The 15,260-nt window shown below is 68.4% G+C and carries 15 protein-coding genes, 1 pseudogene and 1 riboswitch; of the genes and pseudogenes, 6 read left to right on the forward strand and 10 right to left on the reverse strand.

All coding sequences use genetic code 11. The features are described from left to right. Nucleotides 1-11 precede the first annotated feature (11 nt). A complete protein-coding gene (locus EDF39_RS07435) occupies nucleotides 12-1,406 on the forward strand; it encodes an L-serine ammonia-lyase (protein ID WP_123941794.1) in 1,395 nt (464 codons plus the stop codon). Between the two features lie 137 nt (nucleotides 1,407-1,543). Here EDF39_RS07435 and EDF39_RS07440 read toward each other — a convergent pair whose 3' ends face one another. Continuing rightward, nucleotides 1,544-2,422, reverse strand: a complete 879-nt coding sequence (locus EDF39_RS07440) for an aminodeoxychorismate lyase (protein ID WP_123941796.1) — start codon at nucleotides 2,420-2,422, stop codon at nucleotides 1,544-1,546. 22 nt (nucleotides 2,423-2,444) lie between these two features. Between EDF39_RS07440 and EDF39_RS07445 the strand changes: the two genes are divergently transcribed. The 4 genes and pseudogenes from EDF39_RS07445 (at nucleotide 2,445) to ribH (ending at nucleotide 5,314) form a co-directional block, all read left to right on the forward strand. Continuing rightward, entirely contained in the window at nucleotides 2,445-3,137 is a 693-nt protein-coding gene (locus EDF39_RS07445) for a pentapeptide repeat-containing protein (protein WP_158613186.1), read from the forward strand. Nucleotides 3,138-3,270: 133 nt separating this feature from the next. Then, a riboswitch (FMN riboswitch) is annotated at nucleotides 3,271-3,422 on the forward strand. Nucleotides 3,423-3,525: 103 nt separating this feature from the next. After that, on the forward strand, nucleotides 3,526-4,158 hold the full coding sequence (locus EDF39_RS07450) for a riboflavin synthase (protein WP_123941799.1): 633 nt from the start codon (nucleotides 3,526-3,528) through the stop codon (nucleotides 4,156-4,158). 2 nt (nucleotides 4,159-4,160) lie between these two features. Then, nucleotides 4,161-4,766, forward strand: a pseudogene (ribB, locus tag EDF39_RS07455) (3,4-dihydroxy-2-butanone-4-phosphate synthase); the annotation flags it as partial. Between the two features lie 56 nt (nucleotides 4,767-4,822). Next, nucleotides 4,823-5,314, forward strand: coding sequence for a 6,7-dimethyl-8-ribityllumazine synthase (ribH, locus tag EDF39_RS07460; RefSeq protein WP_055959718.1), 492 nt, complete (start codon nucleotides 4,823-4,825; stop codon nucleotides 5,312-5,314). Between the two features lie 215 nt (nucleotides 5,315-5,529). Here ribH and EDF39_RS07465 read toward each other — a convergent pair whose 3' ends face one another. From EDF39_RS07465 to upp, 8 genes are all read right to left on the reverse strand, one after another. Beyond that, complete coding sequence (locus EDF39_RS07465) at nucleotides 5,530-6,315, reverse strand: dienelactone hydrolase family protein (RefSeq protein ID WP_123941801.1); 786 nt, start codon at nucleotides 6,313-6,315, stop codon at nucleotides 5,530-5,532. A gap of 33 nt (nucleotides 6,316-6,348) precedes the next feature. Next, entirely contained in the window at nucleotides 6,349-6,930 is a 582-nt protein-coding gene (locus EDF39_RS07470) for a TetR family transcriptional regulator (RefSeq protein ID WP_055959715.1), read from the reverse strand. A 179-nt stretch (nucleotides 6,931-7,109) separates the two neighbouring features. Continuing rightward, the gene (locus EDF39_RS07475; protein WP_055959712.1) at nucleotides 7,110-7,550 is read right to left on the reverse strand and encodes a GNAT family N-acetyltransferase; all 441 of its coding nucleotides are present in this window, start codon (nucleotides 7,548-7,550) and stop codon (nucleotides 7,110-7,112) included. 120 nt (nucleotides 7,551-7,670) lie between these two features. Then, nucleotides 7,671-9,140 carry a serine hydrolase gene (locus EDF39_RS07480; protein ID WP_123941803.1) on the reverse strand — a complete coding sequence of 490 codons (1,470 nt, stop codon included), beginning with the start codon at nucleotides 9,138-9,140 and terminating at the stop codon, nucleotides 7,671-7,673. Next, entirely contained in the window at nucleotides 9,137-10,510 is a 1,374-nt protein-coding gene (locus EDF39_RS07485) for a deoxyribodipyrimidine photo-lyase (RefSeq protein WP_123941805.1), read from the reverse strand. Before EDF39_RS07485 ends, EDF39_RS07480 begins: the two co-directional genes overlap by 4 nt. Then, nucleotides 10,511-11,182 (reverse strand): MarR family winged helix-turn-helix transcriptional regulator, encoded by a 672-nt coding sequence (locus EDF39_RS07490; RefSeq protein ID WP_123941807.1) that lies wholly within the window; start codon nucleotides 11,180-11,182, stop codon nucleotides 10,511-10,513. Nucleotides 11,183-11,710: 528 nt separating this feature from the next. Next, the gene (locus EDF39_RS07495; RefSeq protein ID WP_123941809.1) at nucleotides 11,711-12,457 is read right to left on the reverse strand and encodes a winged helix-turn-helix domain-containing protein; all 747 of its coding nucleotides are present in this window, start codon (nucleotides 12,455-12,457) and stop codon (nucleotides 11,711-11,713) included. Between the two features lie 525 nt (nucleotides 12,458-12,982). Continuing rightward, nucleotides 12,983-13,615, reverse strand: a complete 633-nt coding sequence (gene upp / locus EDF39_RS07500) for a uracil phosphoribosyltransferase (protein ID WP_055959705.1) — start codon at nucleotides 13,613-13,615, stop codon at nucleotides 12,983-12,985. A gap of 71 nt (nucleotides 13,616-13,686) precedes the next feature. Between upp and EDF39_RS07505 the strand changes: the two genes are divergently transcribed. Beyond that, on the forward strand, nucleotides 13,687-14,118 hold the full coding sequence (locus tag EDF39_RS07505) for a nucleoside deaminase (protein ID WP_123942364.1): 432 nt from the start codon (nucleotides 13,687-13,689) through the stop codon (nucleotides 14,116-14,118). Nucleotides 14,119-14,206: 88 nt separating this feature from the next. On the opposite strand, the gene EDF39_RS07510 is transcribed toward EDF39_RS07505, so the two are convergent. Then, nucleotides 14,207-15,214, reverse strand: a complete 1,008-nt coding sequence (locus EDF39_RS07510; protein WP_123941811.1) for a cation diffusion facilitator family transporter — start codon at nucleotides 15,212-15,214, stop codon at nucleotides 14,207-14,209. Nucleotides 15,215-15,260 lie beyond the last annotated feature (46 nt).

Genomic DNA, 15,260 nt, shown 5'->3' on the forward strand with positions numbered 1-15,260 from the left:
ACCCTCGAAGCATGAGCTCCTCGCGGTACGTCTCGGCCCTCGACCTCTTCTCCGTGGGGATCGGCCCGTCGTCGTCGCACACGGTCGGTCCGATGCGGGCCGCGAGCCGCTTTGTCGCCGAACTCCTCGGATCCTTCGCTTCGAACGGTCAGTCACCCGAGCAGATCGCGCGCGTCGAGGTCGTCCTCTACGGGTCGCTCGCCGCCACGGGCCTCGGCCACGGCACCCTCGACGCGGTCCTCGCGGGCCTGCAGGGGCTCGAGCCGGAGACGTGCGACCCCGACGACGTACGGGGGTTGCGAGACAGGATCGAGAGCACAGGATCCCTCACCCTCGCCAGCCAGATCACCGTTCCTTTCGGTCGCGACGACCTCCGCCTCGCGCCCCTGACCCGCTTGCCCGAGCACCCGAATGCCCTCTCGTTCGAGGCGCGCGATGCGGCCGGTGCGAGCCTCGGGCGCGACGTGTACTTCTCGGTCGGCGGTGGATTCGTGGTCCGCAAAGGAGAAGCGGATCGCGCCCTGCCCACTCGCGAGGCGCCGCTCGGCTTCGCCACGGCAGCCGAGCTGCTGGAGGTCTGTGATCGCGCCGGCCTCGCGATCGCGGATGTCGCCTGGCAGAACGAGGTCGCGCTCCACGGGGTCGACGCCCTCGAGGCGGGCCTCGAGGAGCGCTGGTCGGCAATGGAGGAGTGCATCGATGCCGGACTCACGACAACGGGAGTCATGCCCGGCTGGATGCAGGTGCCGCGTCGTGCTCATGACGTCGCCGCGCATCTCACGGCCGAGGAGGCCGGGGGAGCGGCTGTTCCGGACGCGCCGCACCGCTGGCTCCAGGCGTTTGCGCTCGCGGTCAACGAAGAGAACGCCGGGGGAGGCCGGGTCGTCACGGCGCCGACGAACGGCGCGGCCGGCATCATCCCGGCGGTCGGCAAGTACGCGCTGACCTTCCTCGGCATCTCGCGAGAGTCGATCGTGCGCGACTACCTGCTGACCGCGGCCGTCGTCGGATCCTTGTACAAGCGCAACGCGTCGATCTCTGGCGCGGAGGCCGGATGCCAGGGCGAGGTCGGAACAGCCGCGTCGATGGCGGCCGCCGGGTTGTGCGCGGTGCTCGGCGGAACAGTGCGCCAAATCGAGAACGCGGCCGAGATCGCGATGGAGCACCACCTCGGCCTGACCTGCGACCCGGTCGGCGGCTTCGTGCAGGTGCCCTGCATCGAACGCAACGCCATCGCGTCGGGGACCGCCGTGTCGGCCGCCCGCCTGGCGCTGCTCGGTGACGGCTCGCACTTCATCAGTCTCGACACCGTGATCGAGACGATGCGGCAGACCGGGCGCGACATGTCGGCCAACTACAAGGAGACGAGCGCCGCGGGCCTCGCGGTCAACGTCATCGAGTGCTGACCCGGCCCCGCCAACTGGTCGCCCGCGCCCCTGTGCAAATTTGAAGGAAAAACGCGCGCTCAGCCCGAAAATGAGGCGGATCCGGGGCCCTCAGCCCAGAAATCTCCTTCAAATTTGCAGGGCAAGCACCGCCTGGATCAGCGCGCCAGCAACCGGCCGACCGCAGCAGACGTGAACGCCGGATCCTGCGCCACCGCCTCGCCGTCGAGCGTCATCACCGGCGCAATCTGCCGTCCCGACGATGCCAGCCACAGCGCCGACGCCGCCCGCAGCTCGTCGACCGTAATCGAGCGGTACTCCGTCGCTGCTCCTCGCCCCTCGGCATCCGCGAAGAACGCCGCCTGCGTCGTCCCCTCCAACACCCCGAGCGACGACGGCGTCGTCACGTAGACGCCATCGATGAGCGCGATGACCGTCGAGTTCGGGCCCTCGAGCACGATGCCGTCGGTCGAGACAAAGATGACGTCGTCGGCTCCGCGCCGGCCCGCCTCGCGAAGGGCGGCCTTGTTCACGGCGTACGAGAGGGTCTTCGCGCCCTGCAGCAGCCACGGCGACGTGGTCGCGACGTCGCTCCGGTAGCCGCGGTCGAGCGTCACCACCGAGATCCCGCCCTCGCGTTCGTGGTCGTAGGGGCCCGACGAGAACAGGTGGACCCACCCGGTCGCCGTGTCGTCCCCGCCCTCGATACCACGCGTGTAGATCAGTTTGACGAGGAGCTCCTCGCCGGCATCATCGGGCCCGGCCAGCTCGATGCTCTGAAGCACGGCCGAGCGCCAGACGTCCAGCGGCGGCTCCGGCAGGTCGAGCATCGCCGCCGACTTCGCGAGTCGCTCGAGATGCGGTTCAAGGGCCTGCGGGCGTCCGCCGACCACTCCGATGCTCTCGAACACGCCGTCTCCGCGCGTCACCCCGAAGTCGAGCACCGACACCTGGGGAGCATCAGGATCCGCCGCCCGCACTTCGATATCACCCGACGAATCGGTGCGGAGCATCAGCAGAATTGGCTTCACTGTCATACCCCGACGGTACCGTTCTGGCATGGCCACTGCGCGACGACCGACGAAGAAGACCACCGGCGACGAGGTCGAGGCGCCTCGCGTCGACGATCCCGACCTGGATGCCGAATCACTGGTCTCCGGGTCGGCCGAAGACCTGGGGTCGCGCGAATCACACGACGGCGTCCGATTCGACGGCGGCGACCTCACCGACTACGACCTCGAGGGCTCGAGCTTCAGGGAGTGCGTCTTCGACGGCGTGAGCCTCGGGGGAGCGCGGCTCCGGGGAGGCCGGTTCGTCGAGTCGCGCTTCGTCGACTCGTTCGCGCCCGAGCTCAGGGCCGCTCGCACGACCTGGCGGGCCGTTCGACTCGATCGGCCGCGGTGGGGGTCCGCCGAGCTGTTCGACTCCGAGATCGAGTCGCTGCGCCTCTCGGGCGGCAAGATCGACTACCTGAATCTGCGCTCGTCGACGCTCACCGACGTGGTCATCGAGGGCTGCTCGATCGGTGAACTCGACCTGGGCGGGGCCGTCGCGACCCGGGTGTCGCTTGTCGACTGCCGCCTGGGCTCGCTCGATGTCACGGGCGCCCGTTTGGCATCCGTCGACCTCCGCGGTGCGACCTTCGACCGGGTCGACGGGCTCGAGGGGCTGTCGGGGGCCGTGATCGACGAGTTCCAGCTCGGCCTGCTCGCACCGCTGTTGGCCGCGCGGATCGGGCTGATCGTCCGCTGAGAGGCACGTTCCTGCGGCGGAGGTGGCGGATCCTTGGTCTTCCGGGCTTTTTGGCCGTGCGCGGGCGGCGAAATGTCGACGGACGTAATGCGTAAGACGGCCGAAACAATCCGGTGCTAACTTGAGAATTAAGCAACGCGCTCCGGGGTCAGTGAGATTCTGAACCGGCGGTATAGTCCGCGACCCGCCTGTGAACCGCGATCATCACGATCGCGGCGAGCAGTCGGCTGAACTGGTGTGATTCCAGTACCGACGGTGAAAGTCCGGATGGGAGGCAGCGCGTGCCCGTGCACACCTTTATTTCCTGGTGCGCGGGTGGCGGCCATCGGTCGACCGTTCCCCGGAGTGCTCTGTCATCACCATCGACATCACTGACCGGAGGCCCCACGTGTTCACGGGAATCATCGAAGAGCTGGGCGAGATCGTCCAGGTCGACGCCGGAGACGACTCCGTCCGCCTGACCGTCCGAGGGCCGCTCGCCGTCGACGGCGTCCACCACGGCGACTCGATCGCCGTCAGCGGCGTGTGCCTCACCGTGGTCGCCTCGACCGACGAGACCTTCACGGCCGACGTGATGCGGCAGACCCTCGTCATGAGCACGATCGGAGACCTGACCGCAGGATCCCGCGTCAACCTCGAGCGGGCAGCGCGCGTCGGCGATCGACTCGGCGGCCACATCGTGCAGGGTCACGTCGACGGCACCTCCGAGCTCCTCGAGATCCACCCGGGCGACGCCTGGCGCCGACTGCGCTTCAGCCTGTCGGAAGAGCTCGCCCCGCTTCTTGTCGACATGGGCTCGGTCACCCTCGAGGGCGTGAGCCTGACCGTGAGTGACATCTCGGAGCCCGGAGCCGCGGATGGGTGGTTCGAGGTGTCGTTGATTCCCGAGACCCTCGCCGCGACGACGCTGGGGCAGAAGTCCATCGGCGATCGGGTCAATGTCGAGACCGACGTGCTGGCGCGTCACGTGCGTCGCATGCTGCGGATCGACGAGATCCAGACGGTGGGGACGGCTCTGTGACCGTGACCACCTCGCTCGACACCATCGACACCGCGCTGGAGCAGCTGCGCCTGGGGCGCCCGGTGATCGTCGCCGACGACGAGTCGCGCGAGAACGAGGGCGACATCATCCTCTCGGCCGAGCTCGCCTCGAAGGAGTGGCTGGCCTGGCTGGTCCGCTACTCATCGGGATTCGTGTGTGCGCCGATGACGGCCGAGATCGCCGACCGGCTCGACCTGCCGCCGATGGTCGCCCACAACGAAGACGTTCGGGGCACGGCCTACACGATCAGCGTCGACGCGGCGTCGGGCGTGACGACCGGCATCTCGGCGCACGACCGAGCCCGGACCCTGCGGGTGTTAGCCGACCCCGAGTCGGTCCGATCCGACCTGCACCGGCCCGGCCACATCCTGCCGCTCCGCGCGGTCGCGGGCGGCGTCCGGGTGCGCAACGGACACACCGAGGCGGCTGTCGACCTCATGATCGCCGCGGGGCTTCAGCCGGTCGGCGTGATCAGCGAGATCGTCGCCGACGACGGCGAGATGATGCGGTTGCCGGCCCTGCGCGAGTTTGGTGCTCGTGAGGGCGTGCCGGTCATCACGATCGCCCAGCTCGTCGACTGGCTCGACGCACCAGCCCAGACCACCACGTCCGACAGCACGTCAGAATTTGAAGGAGAAACCGCATGAGCGGCGAGGGAGCACCCACCACCAGCGACATCGACGGCACGGGAGTCCGTGTCACGGTCGTCTCAGGCACCTGGCACACGGTCATCGCCGAAGGCCTTCTCGCCGGAGCGCTCCGGTCGCTCGAGGCCATGAACGCCACGGTCTCGGTCGTGCGGGTGCCCGGCAGCTTCGAGCTTCCGGTCGTGGCGAAGGCCGCACTCGAGAACGGTGCCGACGCGGTCGTCGCCCTCGGGGTCATCATCCGCGGCGGTACGCCCCACTTCGAATACGTCTCGGACGCCGCGACCTCTGGACTCACCCGAGTGGCGATCGACACGGGCAAGCCCGTCGGCTTCGGGCTGCTCACCCTCGACGACGAGCAGCAGGGAATCGACCGGGCCGGCTACCCCGACTCGAAAGAAGACAAGGGGGCAGAGGCCGCGTCGGCCGCGGTCGAGACGGTGCTGACGCTGCGTCAGCTTGCGGCGGCGTCGGTCAGCGTCGCCTGACCACTGTTCCACGGGCACGGACCCGCGTAGCCGGCACAGACCCGCGCAACCGGCACAGACCCGCACCACCGGCACAGACCCGCACCACCGGCCTAAACACCTGCCCTAGCCGGGCTGTTTATGCCGATCGTGCGGGTCTGTGCCGTTTAGGCCGGTGCACGCCCATCATGTGGGTGTAGATCGCACCCTCACGAGACGCCGGGCGCTCCGCTCGCCTACGCGAACACCTCACCGAAGAAGGTCTGCATCGCGGCCCACGACCGGCGATTGGCGGTGGCCTGGAAGGCGGCGCCGTGCTCGGGCGCGTCGGCATCCGGAACGGCGAACGCGTGAAGGGCGCCGGAGTAGGTGACGACCTGCCAGTCGTCGGATCCTGCGCTCTTCATCTCGTCTTCGAACGCGACCACGTCGCTCGGCGGAACAACCGGGTCGTCAGCGCCCGTCAGCACGAGCACCGGCGCGCTGACCGAGCCGGGCTCGGCAGGCGCGCCCGTCTTCAGGCCGCCGTGGAACGAGACCACGCCCGCGACATCCGCTCCGGCGCGCACCGCCTCGAGCGAGGCCGAGCCGCCGAAGCAGTAGCCCATGATCGCGATTCGCTCCGGGTCGACGCCCGGGGTCGCGCGGAGCACGTCGAGGTTTGCGAGGACGCGCTCGCGAAAGAGGTCGGTGTCGCCATAGAACTTGCCGGCGAGGGCAGCCGCTTCGTCGCCGTTGGCCGGACGATCGTCGGCACCGTAGATGTCGCCCGCGAGAGCGACGTAGCCGAGGCGGGCGAGCATCTCGGCGCGCACCTTCACGTGGTCGACGAGGCCGAACCAGTCGTGGATCACGAGCACGCCGGGGCGGAGGTCGTCGCCTTCGGGGCGGGCAACGTAGCCCTCGATGTCGGTGTCACCGGCGGTGTTCGTCACGCTTTCGGTGACGACGCCGGAGGTGTCGGGGACGCTGTCGAGCACGTCGCGGAGGGCAGGGGTCAGGGAGTCTCGGTCGAGGGTCACGAGGGGAGGCTACTCCCTGGCGGACCGGTGCTGTCAGTCGGTCACGGGCAGGGGATTACCGGCGATGAGCCGGGTCACGGCCTGGTGAATGACGGCTGCGCGGCGGTCGTCGTTGCGAAGGTGGAGGTTCGTCGTGCCGGGCGTCACGAACCACGAGAGAACGAGTCCGAAGACGAGGGTCAGCACCTCGTCGGGCCGCCAGTCCGGGCTGATGAGGCCCTCGTTCTGAGCGTCGAGCACGCTCTTTCGGCGGGCGTCGAGCTCTTCGTGGTCGATGACTCCGGGAGCGGCAAACGTCACGCCCTCGATCTGACCCCAGAGCAGAAGGCGCGCGTCGTCACGATGACCCGCGAAGTGCAGGTAGAGGCGCGAAGCCCACCCGGGCAGATCGCGAGCGTCCATCGGCACGGCTGCGACCCATCGGTCGAGCGAGTCGGCCAGAGCCGCGTCGAACAGGTCGCGCTTCGTCTTGAAGTGCGCGTACAGCCGCTCTTTGCTGGCCTCGGCCTGTCGGGCGATGGTGTCGATTCGCGCCCCGGCGAGCCCTCGCTCTGCGAATTCCGCGTGAGCGGCGAGAAGGAGTCGTTCGCGGGGTGGTGTGTCGCGGCGTGCCATTTTTCGAGTGTATTACCCGGGAGGCATCTGATTGACAGGTTTCCGAGAAGAATGGTTCGGTCGAGCGGCGGGGGCAGGATCCTGCGGTTCGTCTGCCAGGGGCAGCGTGCGGGGCGCACCTCCGGGTTCAGCGTGCCGGGCGCGCCATCGGGCTCAGCTTGCCGGCCGCGCCATCGGGCTCAGCTTGCCGGCCGCGCCATCGGCGCATGCACGATGTCATCCTCGAGAAAGTCGGCGCCGTCGCGCACGAACCCGAAGCGGCCGTACCAGCCCTCCAGGCGTGCCTGCGCATCGAGCCGCATCGCTCGCCCGCCGCTGGCATCGACCGCCTGCTGCATCAGCACGCCCGCGTGCCCCTGCCCGCGCGCGGCGACTGCGGTGGCGACGCGTCCGATACGCCGGACGGAGTCGCCGTCGTCGAGAAGGCGCAGCGTCGCCGTCACCTCGCCGTCGACCTCGGCCCAGAATTGGACGGTGCCTTCTTCGAGGTCGCGCCCGTCGAGTTCCGGGTAGGCGCACTCCTGCTCGACCACGAAGACGTCGACCCGCAGCCGAAGGATCCGATACAGCACGACCGGATCGAGCTCAGCGGTGGGTGCGCGGTGATACGTGACGGTCATCCTCCGAGCGTACCGATCGCCCCTGCGCCCCGCTTTCGCCGCTGGGATTCGAGACTCCAGTAGGTGTGGGTCGCTGGCGAGCGAACCCGCATCTACTGGACTCTCGCTGACGGGCGACGATCAGGCGTGCTCGGGGCGCACGGTCAGCGTCTGGATGCGCGGGGTTCCCTCGGGAGTAAGGCGGATCTCGACGCGAAGGGCGCCCCGGTCGCCGACGATTCGCCAGCGGAGGTGCGATGGGGCCTGGGATGATTCACCCGCGTCGGCGTCGACCGTGAGGCGGTCGGGCAGCGAGGCCGGCTCGAGCTCTCCGACCGCGGCGATCGCTTCGGCCCAGACGCGCCGCCGATGGGTGAAGGGGATGTCGAGCTCGACGTTGGGTGAGACGAGGGCCGGATCGAATAGGGAGCCCCCGCGCACAGCGGCATCGACGGCAGCCTGCGCGACACGGGTCTCGGGCCACACCTCGGCCGCGGGCACGGCGCCCACCTCGCTGAGGAGGGCGTGCAGAGTCGCCGCCGCGGGCACCGACACCTGCGCGTAGGTGGCGTTCTCGAAGGCCACAATACCTATGCCGGATCCGGCGTGCCAGCGCATGTGCGCCGAGAAGCCCGGATACCCGCCCGAGTGCGACACGACCGGCCCGAGCCCGGGCACCTCCTCGACGAACAGCCCGAACCCGTAGCCGGCGGGGCTGCCGGTGGAGGCCGACACCGACGGTACGAATCGCTGGAACTGCTGCATCTCGCGTCGCGACGATCTCGAAAGGATGTCGTCGTGGTCTGCCGAGCTGACAGATCGTGCGGCGTCGTCGGCACCGGCATCGCGAGCCGCACCGTCGAAGGCCGACGCCAGCCAGCGCGCCCACCGCGCAAGATCGGTCACCGTGCTGAAGAGGCCGCCGATCGATGAGAAGCCGCCCGGCCCGGAGAACGGCAGCGGTTGCCAATCGTCGTCGAGCCGCCGGTGGCCGATCGCGAGCCGGGAGTCGTCGTCCGGTCGAACGAAACCGGTCGATGTGAGGCCGAGGGGTCGGAGGATCGTGTCGGTGACGACATCGCGGTAGGGGCGCCCGGCGACGACGCTGATGATGCGGCCGAGAAGCGCATAGCCGAGATTGGAGTACGCGAAGGTCGTGCCGGGAACGCTGTCGAACCGGAGGCCCGTGCCGAGGAGCGCGTCGAGTTCGTCGTCGGTGATCGACTCCTGCCGGTCGCCCCAGGGGTCGTCGGTCGGGAAGCCCGCCGACATCGTCAGCAGCATCCGGATCGTCGGCACGGGGGAGTCGGCGGTCGGCAGACGAACCGCCTCGAACGCCGGGATGTAGCGCGTGATCGGGTTGTCGAGGCCCAGCTGCCCGGCGTCGCGAAGGGCGAGGACGACGGTCGCCGTAAAGCTCTTCGTGCACGAGGCGATTCGGTAGATCGTGTCGGCGGTGGGCGAGGATCCGGCCACGGCCCCGGTCGACCCGGTGTGCACCAGGCCGCCCGGCGTGAAGACCCCGTACGACGCGCTCGGGGCCCGCGTCTCGGTGGACCGCTGCTCGAACAGCCGGTCGACGCCGCGGAGTGCTTCGTCGAATGGGGTCACTTCAGCCCTGCCTTGGTTCGCATGTCGGCGTAGGCCGCGAGGGCCTGAGCTCGGCTGGCCTTGAGGTCGACCATCGGCTCGGGGTAGTCGTCGGTGCCGTATTCGGGCACCCAGTGGCGGATGTACTCGCCATGCTTGTCGAACTTGTCGGCCTGCAACACGGGGTTGAACACGCGGAAGTACGGCGCAGCATCGGCACCGGAGCCGGCGACCCACTGCCAGTTGCCGGGGTTGCTGGCCTCGTCGGCGTCGACCAAGCAATCCCAGAACCACTGCTCGCCGACCCGCCAGTCGATCAGCAGGTTCTTGATCAAGAAGCTCGCGGTCACCATGCGCACGCGGTTGTGCATGACTCCCGACGACCACAGCTCGCGCATACCGGCGTCGACCAGGGGGATGCCCGTTTTGCCCTGCTGCCACGCCTCGACCTCGCCGGGCTCGGGTGTCGCCCACTCGAACGCATCGAACTCGGGCCGGTAATTCGAGGTCGCGAGGTCGGGGTTCGCAAAGAGCACGGTGTAGTTGAACTCACGCCAGACGACCTCGCGGAGGAACCCGGCGGCCTGCGCACGCTGGGGGGCCGAGAGGTCGCCCCGCACCCGATGCCACACCTGGAACGGGCTGATCTCACCGAATCGCAGATACGGCGAAAGATGGCTGGTGGTGTCGTCGGCGGGGAAGTCGCGATCGTTGTACTGCGCGAGATCGTCGCCGATGAAGCGCTCGAGAGTGGCATGCGCCTCGTGCTCTCCGGGCACCCAGCGGTCACGCAGCCCGGACGCCCAGTCGGGCTTCGTGGGGAGAAGACCCCAGGATCCGAGGTCGTCACTCTTCGGCTCCGGCTTCAGGCCGTCGAGCTGCTTCGGCGCCGGGTAGGGGTGCCGCGGCTCCGGTTGCTCCAGGCACGCACGGTAGAAGGGAGTGAAGACCTTGAACGGTGTGCCCGAACCCGTCTGGATCGTCCATGGTTCGAACATCAGGCTGCCCTGGAAGCTGTGGGCTTCGATGTCTTGCTCGTGAAGACCGCTCTTGATCGCGGTGTCGATCTCGCGAGCGGCTTTGCCGTACCGACGGTTCCAGTAGACCGCGCCGGCTCCGATCTCGTCGACCAGATCGGGGATGACACTGACGGCATCACCCGTGCGCAACGTCAGTGCCGCGCCGCGTTTCTCCAGGTCGTCGCCGAGGGCGGTGAGGCTCTGATGCAGCCACCATCTCGAAGCGGCGCCGAGGGGACGAAGCCCGCGCGAGTCGTCTTCGAGCACGTAGACGACGACGATCGGCTCGCCGCGCTCGACTGCCTTGTGCAGTGCGGGGTTGTCGCCGATTCGTAGGTCGTCGCGCAACCAGACCAGGGTGGGGGAACCCATTCAGCGACCCACCGTCGTCGTCGCGGCCGTGCCGGGATCGGAGGGCTCGTCGAGCACATCGGCCGCGTCGCCGGGGAGGCAGACCCGGTCTTCGTCGGGAGTCTCGGCGATCTTCGGCCCCTGGCGGAGCTTCGTGCAGAGCGCCTGAAGCTGCATCAGTTCGTCGTGGTCGAGGGTGCCCCCGACGCGTCGCGAAATAGCGTCGGCATGCCGCACTGCCGTCGAGCGGAACACGTCGGCGCCGATAGTCGTCAGGGCCACGATGATGCCGCGACCGTCACCCGGATCGCTCTGCTTCTCGACGATGCCCTTGGCCGCTAGACGGTCGACCAGTCGACTGATGCTCGGCTGAGTAAGAAGCAGGTGCTGCGTGAGGTCTTTGATTCGCGCCCTGCGATCGGTTTGGTTCGACAGGTTGAAGAGCACGTCGTATTCGTTGAACGAGATCTCGCCGGTCGGAAAGCAGGCGGTCAGTTCGCGCATGATCGTGACCTGGGCTCGGAACAGGGCCTCCCAGGCGCCGACAGCGAGGGCTTTGTCTCCCTTAGCGGGCGCAGTGCCTTTGGCGGGCGCAGTGCCCGTGGCGGGCGCAGCGCCCTTCGCGGGCGCAGTCCCCTTTGCGGGCGTGCTGCCGTCCGCGGGCACCGTGTCTGTCGGGGACGCCGTTGTCATGTACTGCTCCTTGCTGGCGAGAGCCACCAGTCTAGGGAGGAGTCGCTGACAGCGACCGGATCTTTCCACAGGCCTTAGGCGACCCCGGTTAACGGACTGAGGGTCGGTCTCAGAGGCTTGAGACCGACCCTCTCCCTTGCACCAAGAGTGTCCTGCAATCACATTCCACTGGAGCCGCCACAGCAAACGACTTCAGTGACATCAATCTATAACGGCTTGGTAACGGGGTCTAGTTACCGAATCGTTATTTTTTTGGGAATGGGCTTACAGGAGTGTTGCCGGGAGATGAACCGGGGTACGCACGGTGGGTCGATCGGGGGACGCCCGGATCCTGCGCTCGGCCCCCTCTGCAAATTCGAAGGAGATTCCGGCGCAGACCGGCCCCGATCGGTATGATTTCGGCGGCGGCCGCGGGTTTTTCCTTCAAATTTGCAGACAGCCGAAGGCCGCTCGGATGCCGGTCGCTCTGGCGGACGGCCGAGGCTTGCATGAGGCCCGCCAGCGCGACCGGCATCCGACCAAGAGGGTTCAGAAGACGTCAGGGCTGGGAGTCGACGCCTGACGAATCGACACGTCGGCGTGACGGTCGAAGCGGTAGCCGACGCCGCGGACGGTGCGCACGATGTCTTCGAACGCCCCGAGCTTGGAGCGCAGGCGGCGCACGTGCACGTCGATGGTGCGCTCGTTCGGCACCTCGTCGTCGGCGGCCGACCACAGGCTCGAGATGAGCTCGGCGCGGTCGATGGTGCGGCCCTCCCGCAGCACGAGGTACTGCAGCAGCTCAAACTCCTTGTAGGTCAGGGGAGCGGCGTCACCGTCGAGAAGAAGGCGCTTGCGCGAGATGTCGACGACCACGCCGCCTCGTGCGCCGGGCTCCTCGTCGATCTCGGTTCCACGGTGCTTCGCGAGTGCTGCGGGGTCGTGCAGGGCGAGACGGACGACGTCGACGTCGCGCCCGCCAGCGCCCTCGGGGGCCAGGGCGACGGCCGCGTGGGTTTCGGCGCTGGGCGCGAGCTGCTGGGTCAGGGCCTTCAGCTGCGAGACGATCTCGCCGAGGCTGGTGCCGGCCTCGAGGGCCTTGAGCTCGTCGATGCCGACGTAGAGCACGAAGCCGCGGGCCTCGGTCCCGTCCGGGACGGCCCGAAGGCGAGGAGCCGAAGCCGGAGCCGAGGCCGATGCCGAACCCGAGGCCGGGGCCGGTGCTGGGGCCGCGGGTGCCGCTTCCGGAACAGCGCTGAGGTGGCGGGTGGGGGTGGTGTCGAGTGCGAGAGACATGGTGGGGGCGTCCTTGGACTGGAGAAGGATCCGTTCGTCCGCTGATGCAGCCCCGTGAAGTGCAGGGACGTGCGGAGAAGGAACGTGATGCCTTCGTGTGTGTGCCGCGAGGCGTCCACGTCGAGCGGAATGAGGCTCAAGATCGTGGAGCGGGAGGGGATGCGCCGCCGGGTGGGCGGGTGTGCATCCGGAGTCAACCTCGCGAGCGGATGTGCTCGCATTGAGGGTGCGGGTCGTGAGGCAGCTGTATCAGGCCTACGAACCCACGGAGACTCGGCGGGTCGACTGTCTTGTGAGACTTACAGGCGATTAAGCGTGCATTCGACAACACATAACTGCGGTCGGCATCATCATGCCGAGGTGCGCCAGGTGACCTCGGGAGGTCTGCGACTTCGAGAAGGCGCCTGCCTCTCGGGTGATCGGGGCGTACGCGTGTGCAGTCATAGGGCGATTGTTTCGCAGTGCGACGGCGCGTGTCAACCGCGCCGCGCTGCGAAGGGGCCATGGATCCGGGTGAACCGCCGCTCAGGCGAGGCCGTAGAGCCGATCGCCCGCGTCGCCGAGCCCCGGCACGATGTATCCGTTCTCATTCAGCTTTTCGTCGACCGCGCCGAGCACGATCGTCACTTCGCGGCCGTGCATGGCCTTCTCGACGGCGGCCAGGCCTTCCGGCGACGCCAGGATGCACACGGCGGTCACGTCGACGGCCCCGCGGTCGAGCAGGAAGTCGATGGCCGCGATGAGGGATCCGCCGGTGGCGAGCATCGGGTCGAGCACGAAGCACTGGCGGTTCGACAGATCGTCGGGCAGACGCTCGGCGTAGGTGGCCGGCTGCAGGGTCTCCTCGTCACGCACCATGCCGAGGAACCCGACCTCCGCCGACGGGATCAGCTTCATCATGCCCTCGAGCATGCCGAGCCCGGCGCGCAGGATCGGCACGATGAGCGGACGCGGCTTCGAAATGGCCAGCCCCTTGGCGGGGCCGACCGGGGTGGTGATGTCGATCGTCTCGGTGCGGACGTTCCGTGTGGCCTCGTAGGCCAGCAGGGTGACGAGCTCTTCGGTGAGGGCTCGGAAAGTCGGCGACTTGGTTTCCCGGTCGCGCAGCACGGTCAGTTTGTGGGTGATGAGGGGGTGGTCTGCCACGTGCACTCGCATAGGCTCGAGGCTAGCGGAGTCGACGAGCGGAGGTGTCCATGACCGCTCTTCCCGAGCAGTTCGACGCCTGGATGGCCGGAGCCCTCGACGAAGCCGCTCTCTGTGCCGAGTCAGGCGACGTGCCGGTGGGCGCGATCGTCGTCGATGCCGAGGGGCAAGTCATCGGTCGCGGTCACAACGAGCGAGAAAAACTGCAGGATCCGACGGCCCACGCCGAGGTCATCGCCCTTCGTGCCGCCTCAGCCGTCACCGGCGACTGGCACCTCACCGGGTGCACCCTCGTGGTGACCCTGGAGCCGTGCCCGATGTGCGCCGGGGCGATCCTTGCCGCGCGCGTGCCGCGCGTGGTCTTCGGGGCGTGGGACGACAAGGCCGGTGCCGCGGGCAGCCTCTACGACGTGCTCCGAGACCGGCGGCTGCCGTTCCGCTCCGAGGTCTACGCGGGTGCGCGCGAGCACGAATGCGCCGCTCTACTGCTCGACTTCTTCGCGACCCGTCGCTGACCTGCTCCGAGACACCGCTTTTCGGTCGCAACACCGTCGATGCGCGGTGTTCGCCCCGAAAGGTGGTGTTGCCCGCGACCCGACGAGCTCAGTCGGCGGCGCGGATGACGATCGCGTCGGTCGGCGGAGCGACGGCGTTGGGCTCGGCCCACACGTCGGGCTCGATGTAGATGACGCGGGCCACCGGGACGGCGGCGCGGATCCTGGTCTCGATCGCATTGATCGCTGCCGCCACATCAGAGAGCAGCATTCGCCCGCCGAGGGCGACCTTCACGCCGACGAGCAGCTCGTCCGGTCCGAGGTAGAGGGTCTTCATGTGGATGATCGTCTCGACCTCGGGGCCGGTCGTGATTGCCGAACGGATCGATGCGACGTCGGTCGCCGACGCTCCCTCGCCGACGAGCAGGCTCTTCGTCTCGATGCCGAGGATGATCGCCACGAGGATGAGCAGCGCGCCGATGAGCACGGTGCCGAGGGCGTCGAACAGGCTGTTGCCGGTCGCCGCCGTCAGGCTGACGCCGAGCGCAGCGAAGATGAGACCGGTGAGGGCTGCGGTGTCTTCGAGAAGGAGAACCGGAAGCTCGGGAGCCTTGGCCCGACGGATGAACTGGAACCAGCCCTGGTTGCCCTTGTGCGGGCGGGCCTCACGAAGGGCTGTGCGCAGCGAGAAGCTCTCGAGGAGGATCGCGATGCCGAGCACGACCAGCGGCAGCCACACGTTCTCGAGCTCGTGCGGGTGCTGCAGCTTCTCGATGCCTTCGTAGAGCGAGAAGACACCGCCGACCGAGAACAGGATGATCGACACGACGAAGGCGTAGACGTAGCGCTCGCGGCCGTAGCCGAAGGGGTGCTCCTCGTCGGCGGCGCGCTTCGAGCGGCGTCCGCCCAGCAGGAGGAGGAGCTGGTTGGCGGAGTCGGCGATCGAGTGGATGCCCTCGGCGAGCATCGAGGCCGATCCGGAGAAGGCCCAGGCGATCAGCTTGACGACGGCGATGCCGAGGTTGGCGCCGAGCGCGGCGAAGATCGCCTTCGTGCCGTGGCCGCCACCGTGGCCGGCCCCGGATTCGGTGGTCGCGGATCCTGATTCGCTCGCCATGGCTGTCTCGTTCCTTGTGCGCCCCGGGCCGCTGTCGCCCCTGTCG

Origin of the sequence: Frondihabitans sp. PhB161 (assembly GCF_003814635.1) — a bacterium.
Classification (GTDB): Bacteria; Actinomycetota; Actinomycetes; order Actinomycetales; family Microbacteriaceae; genus Frondihabitans.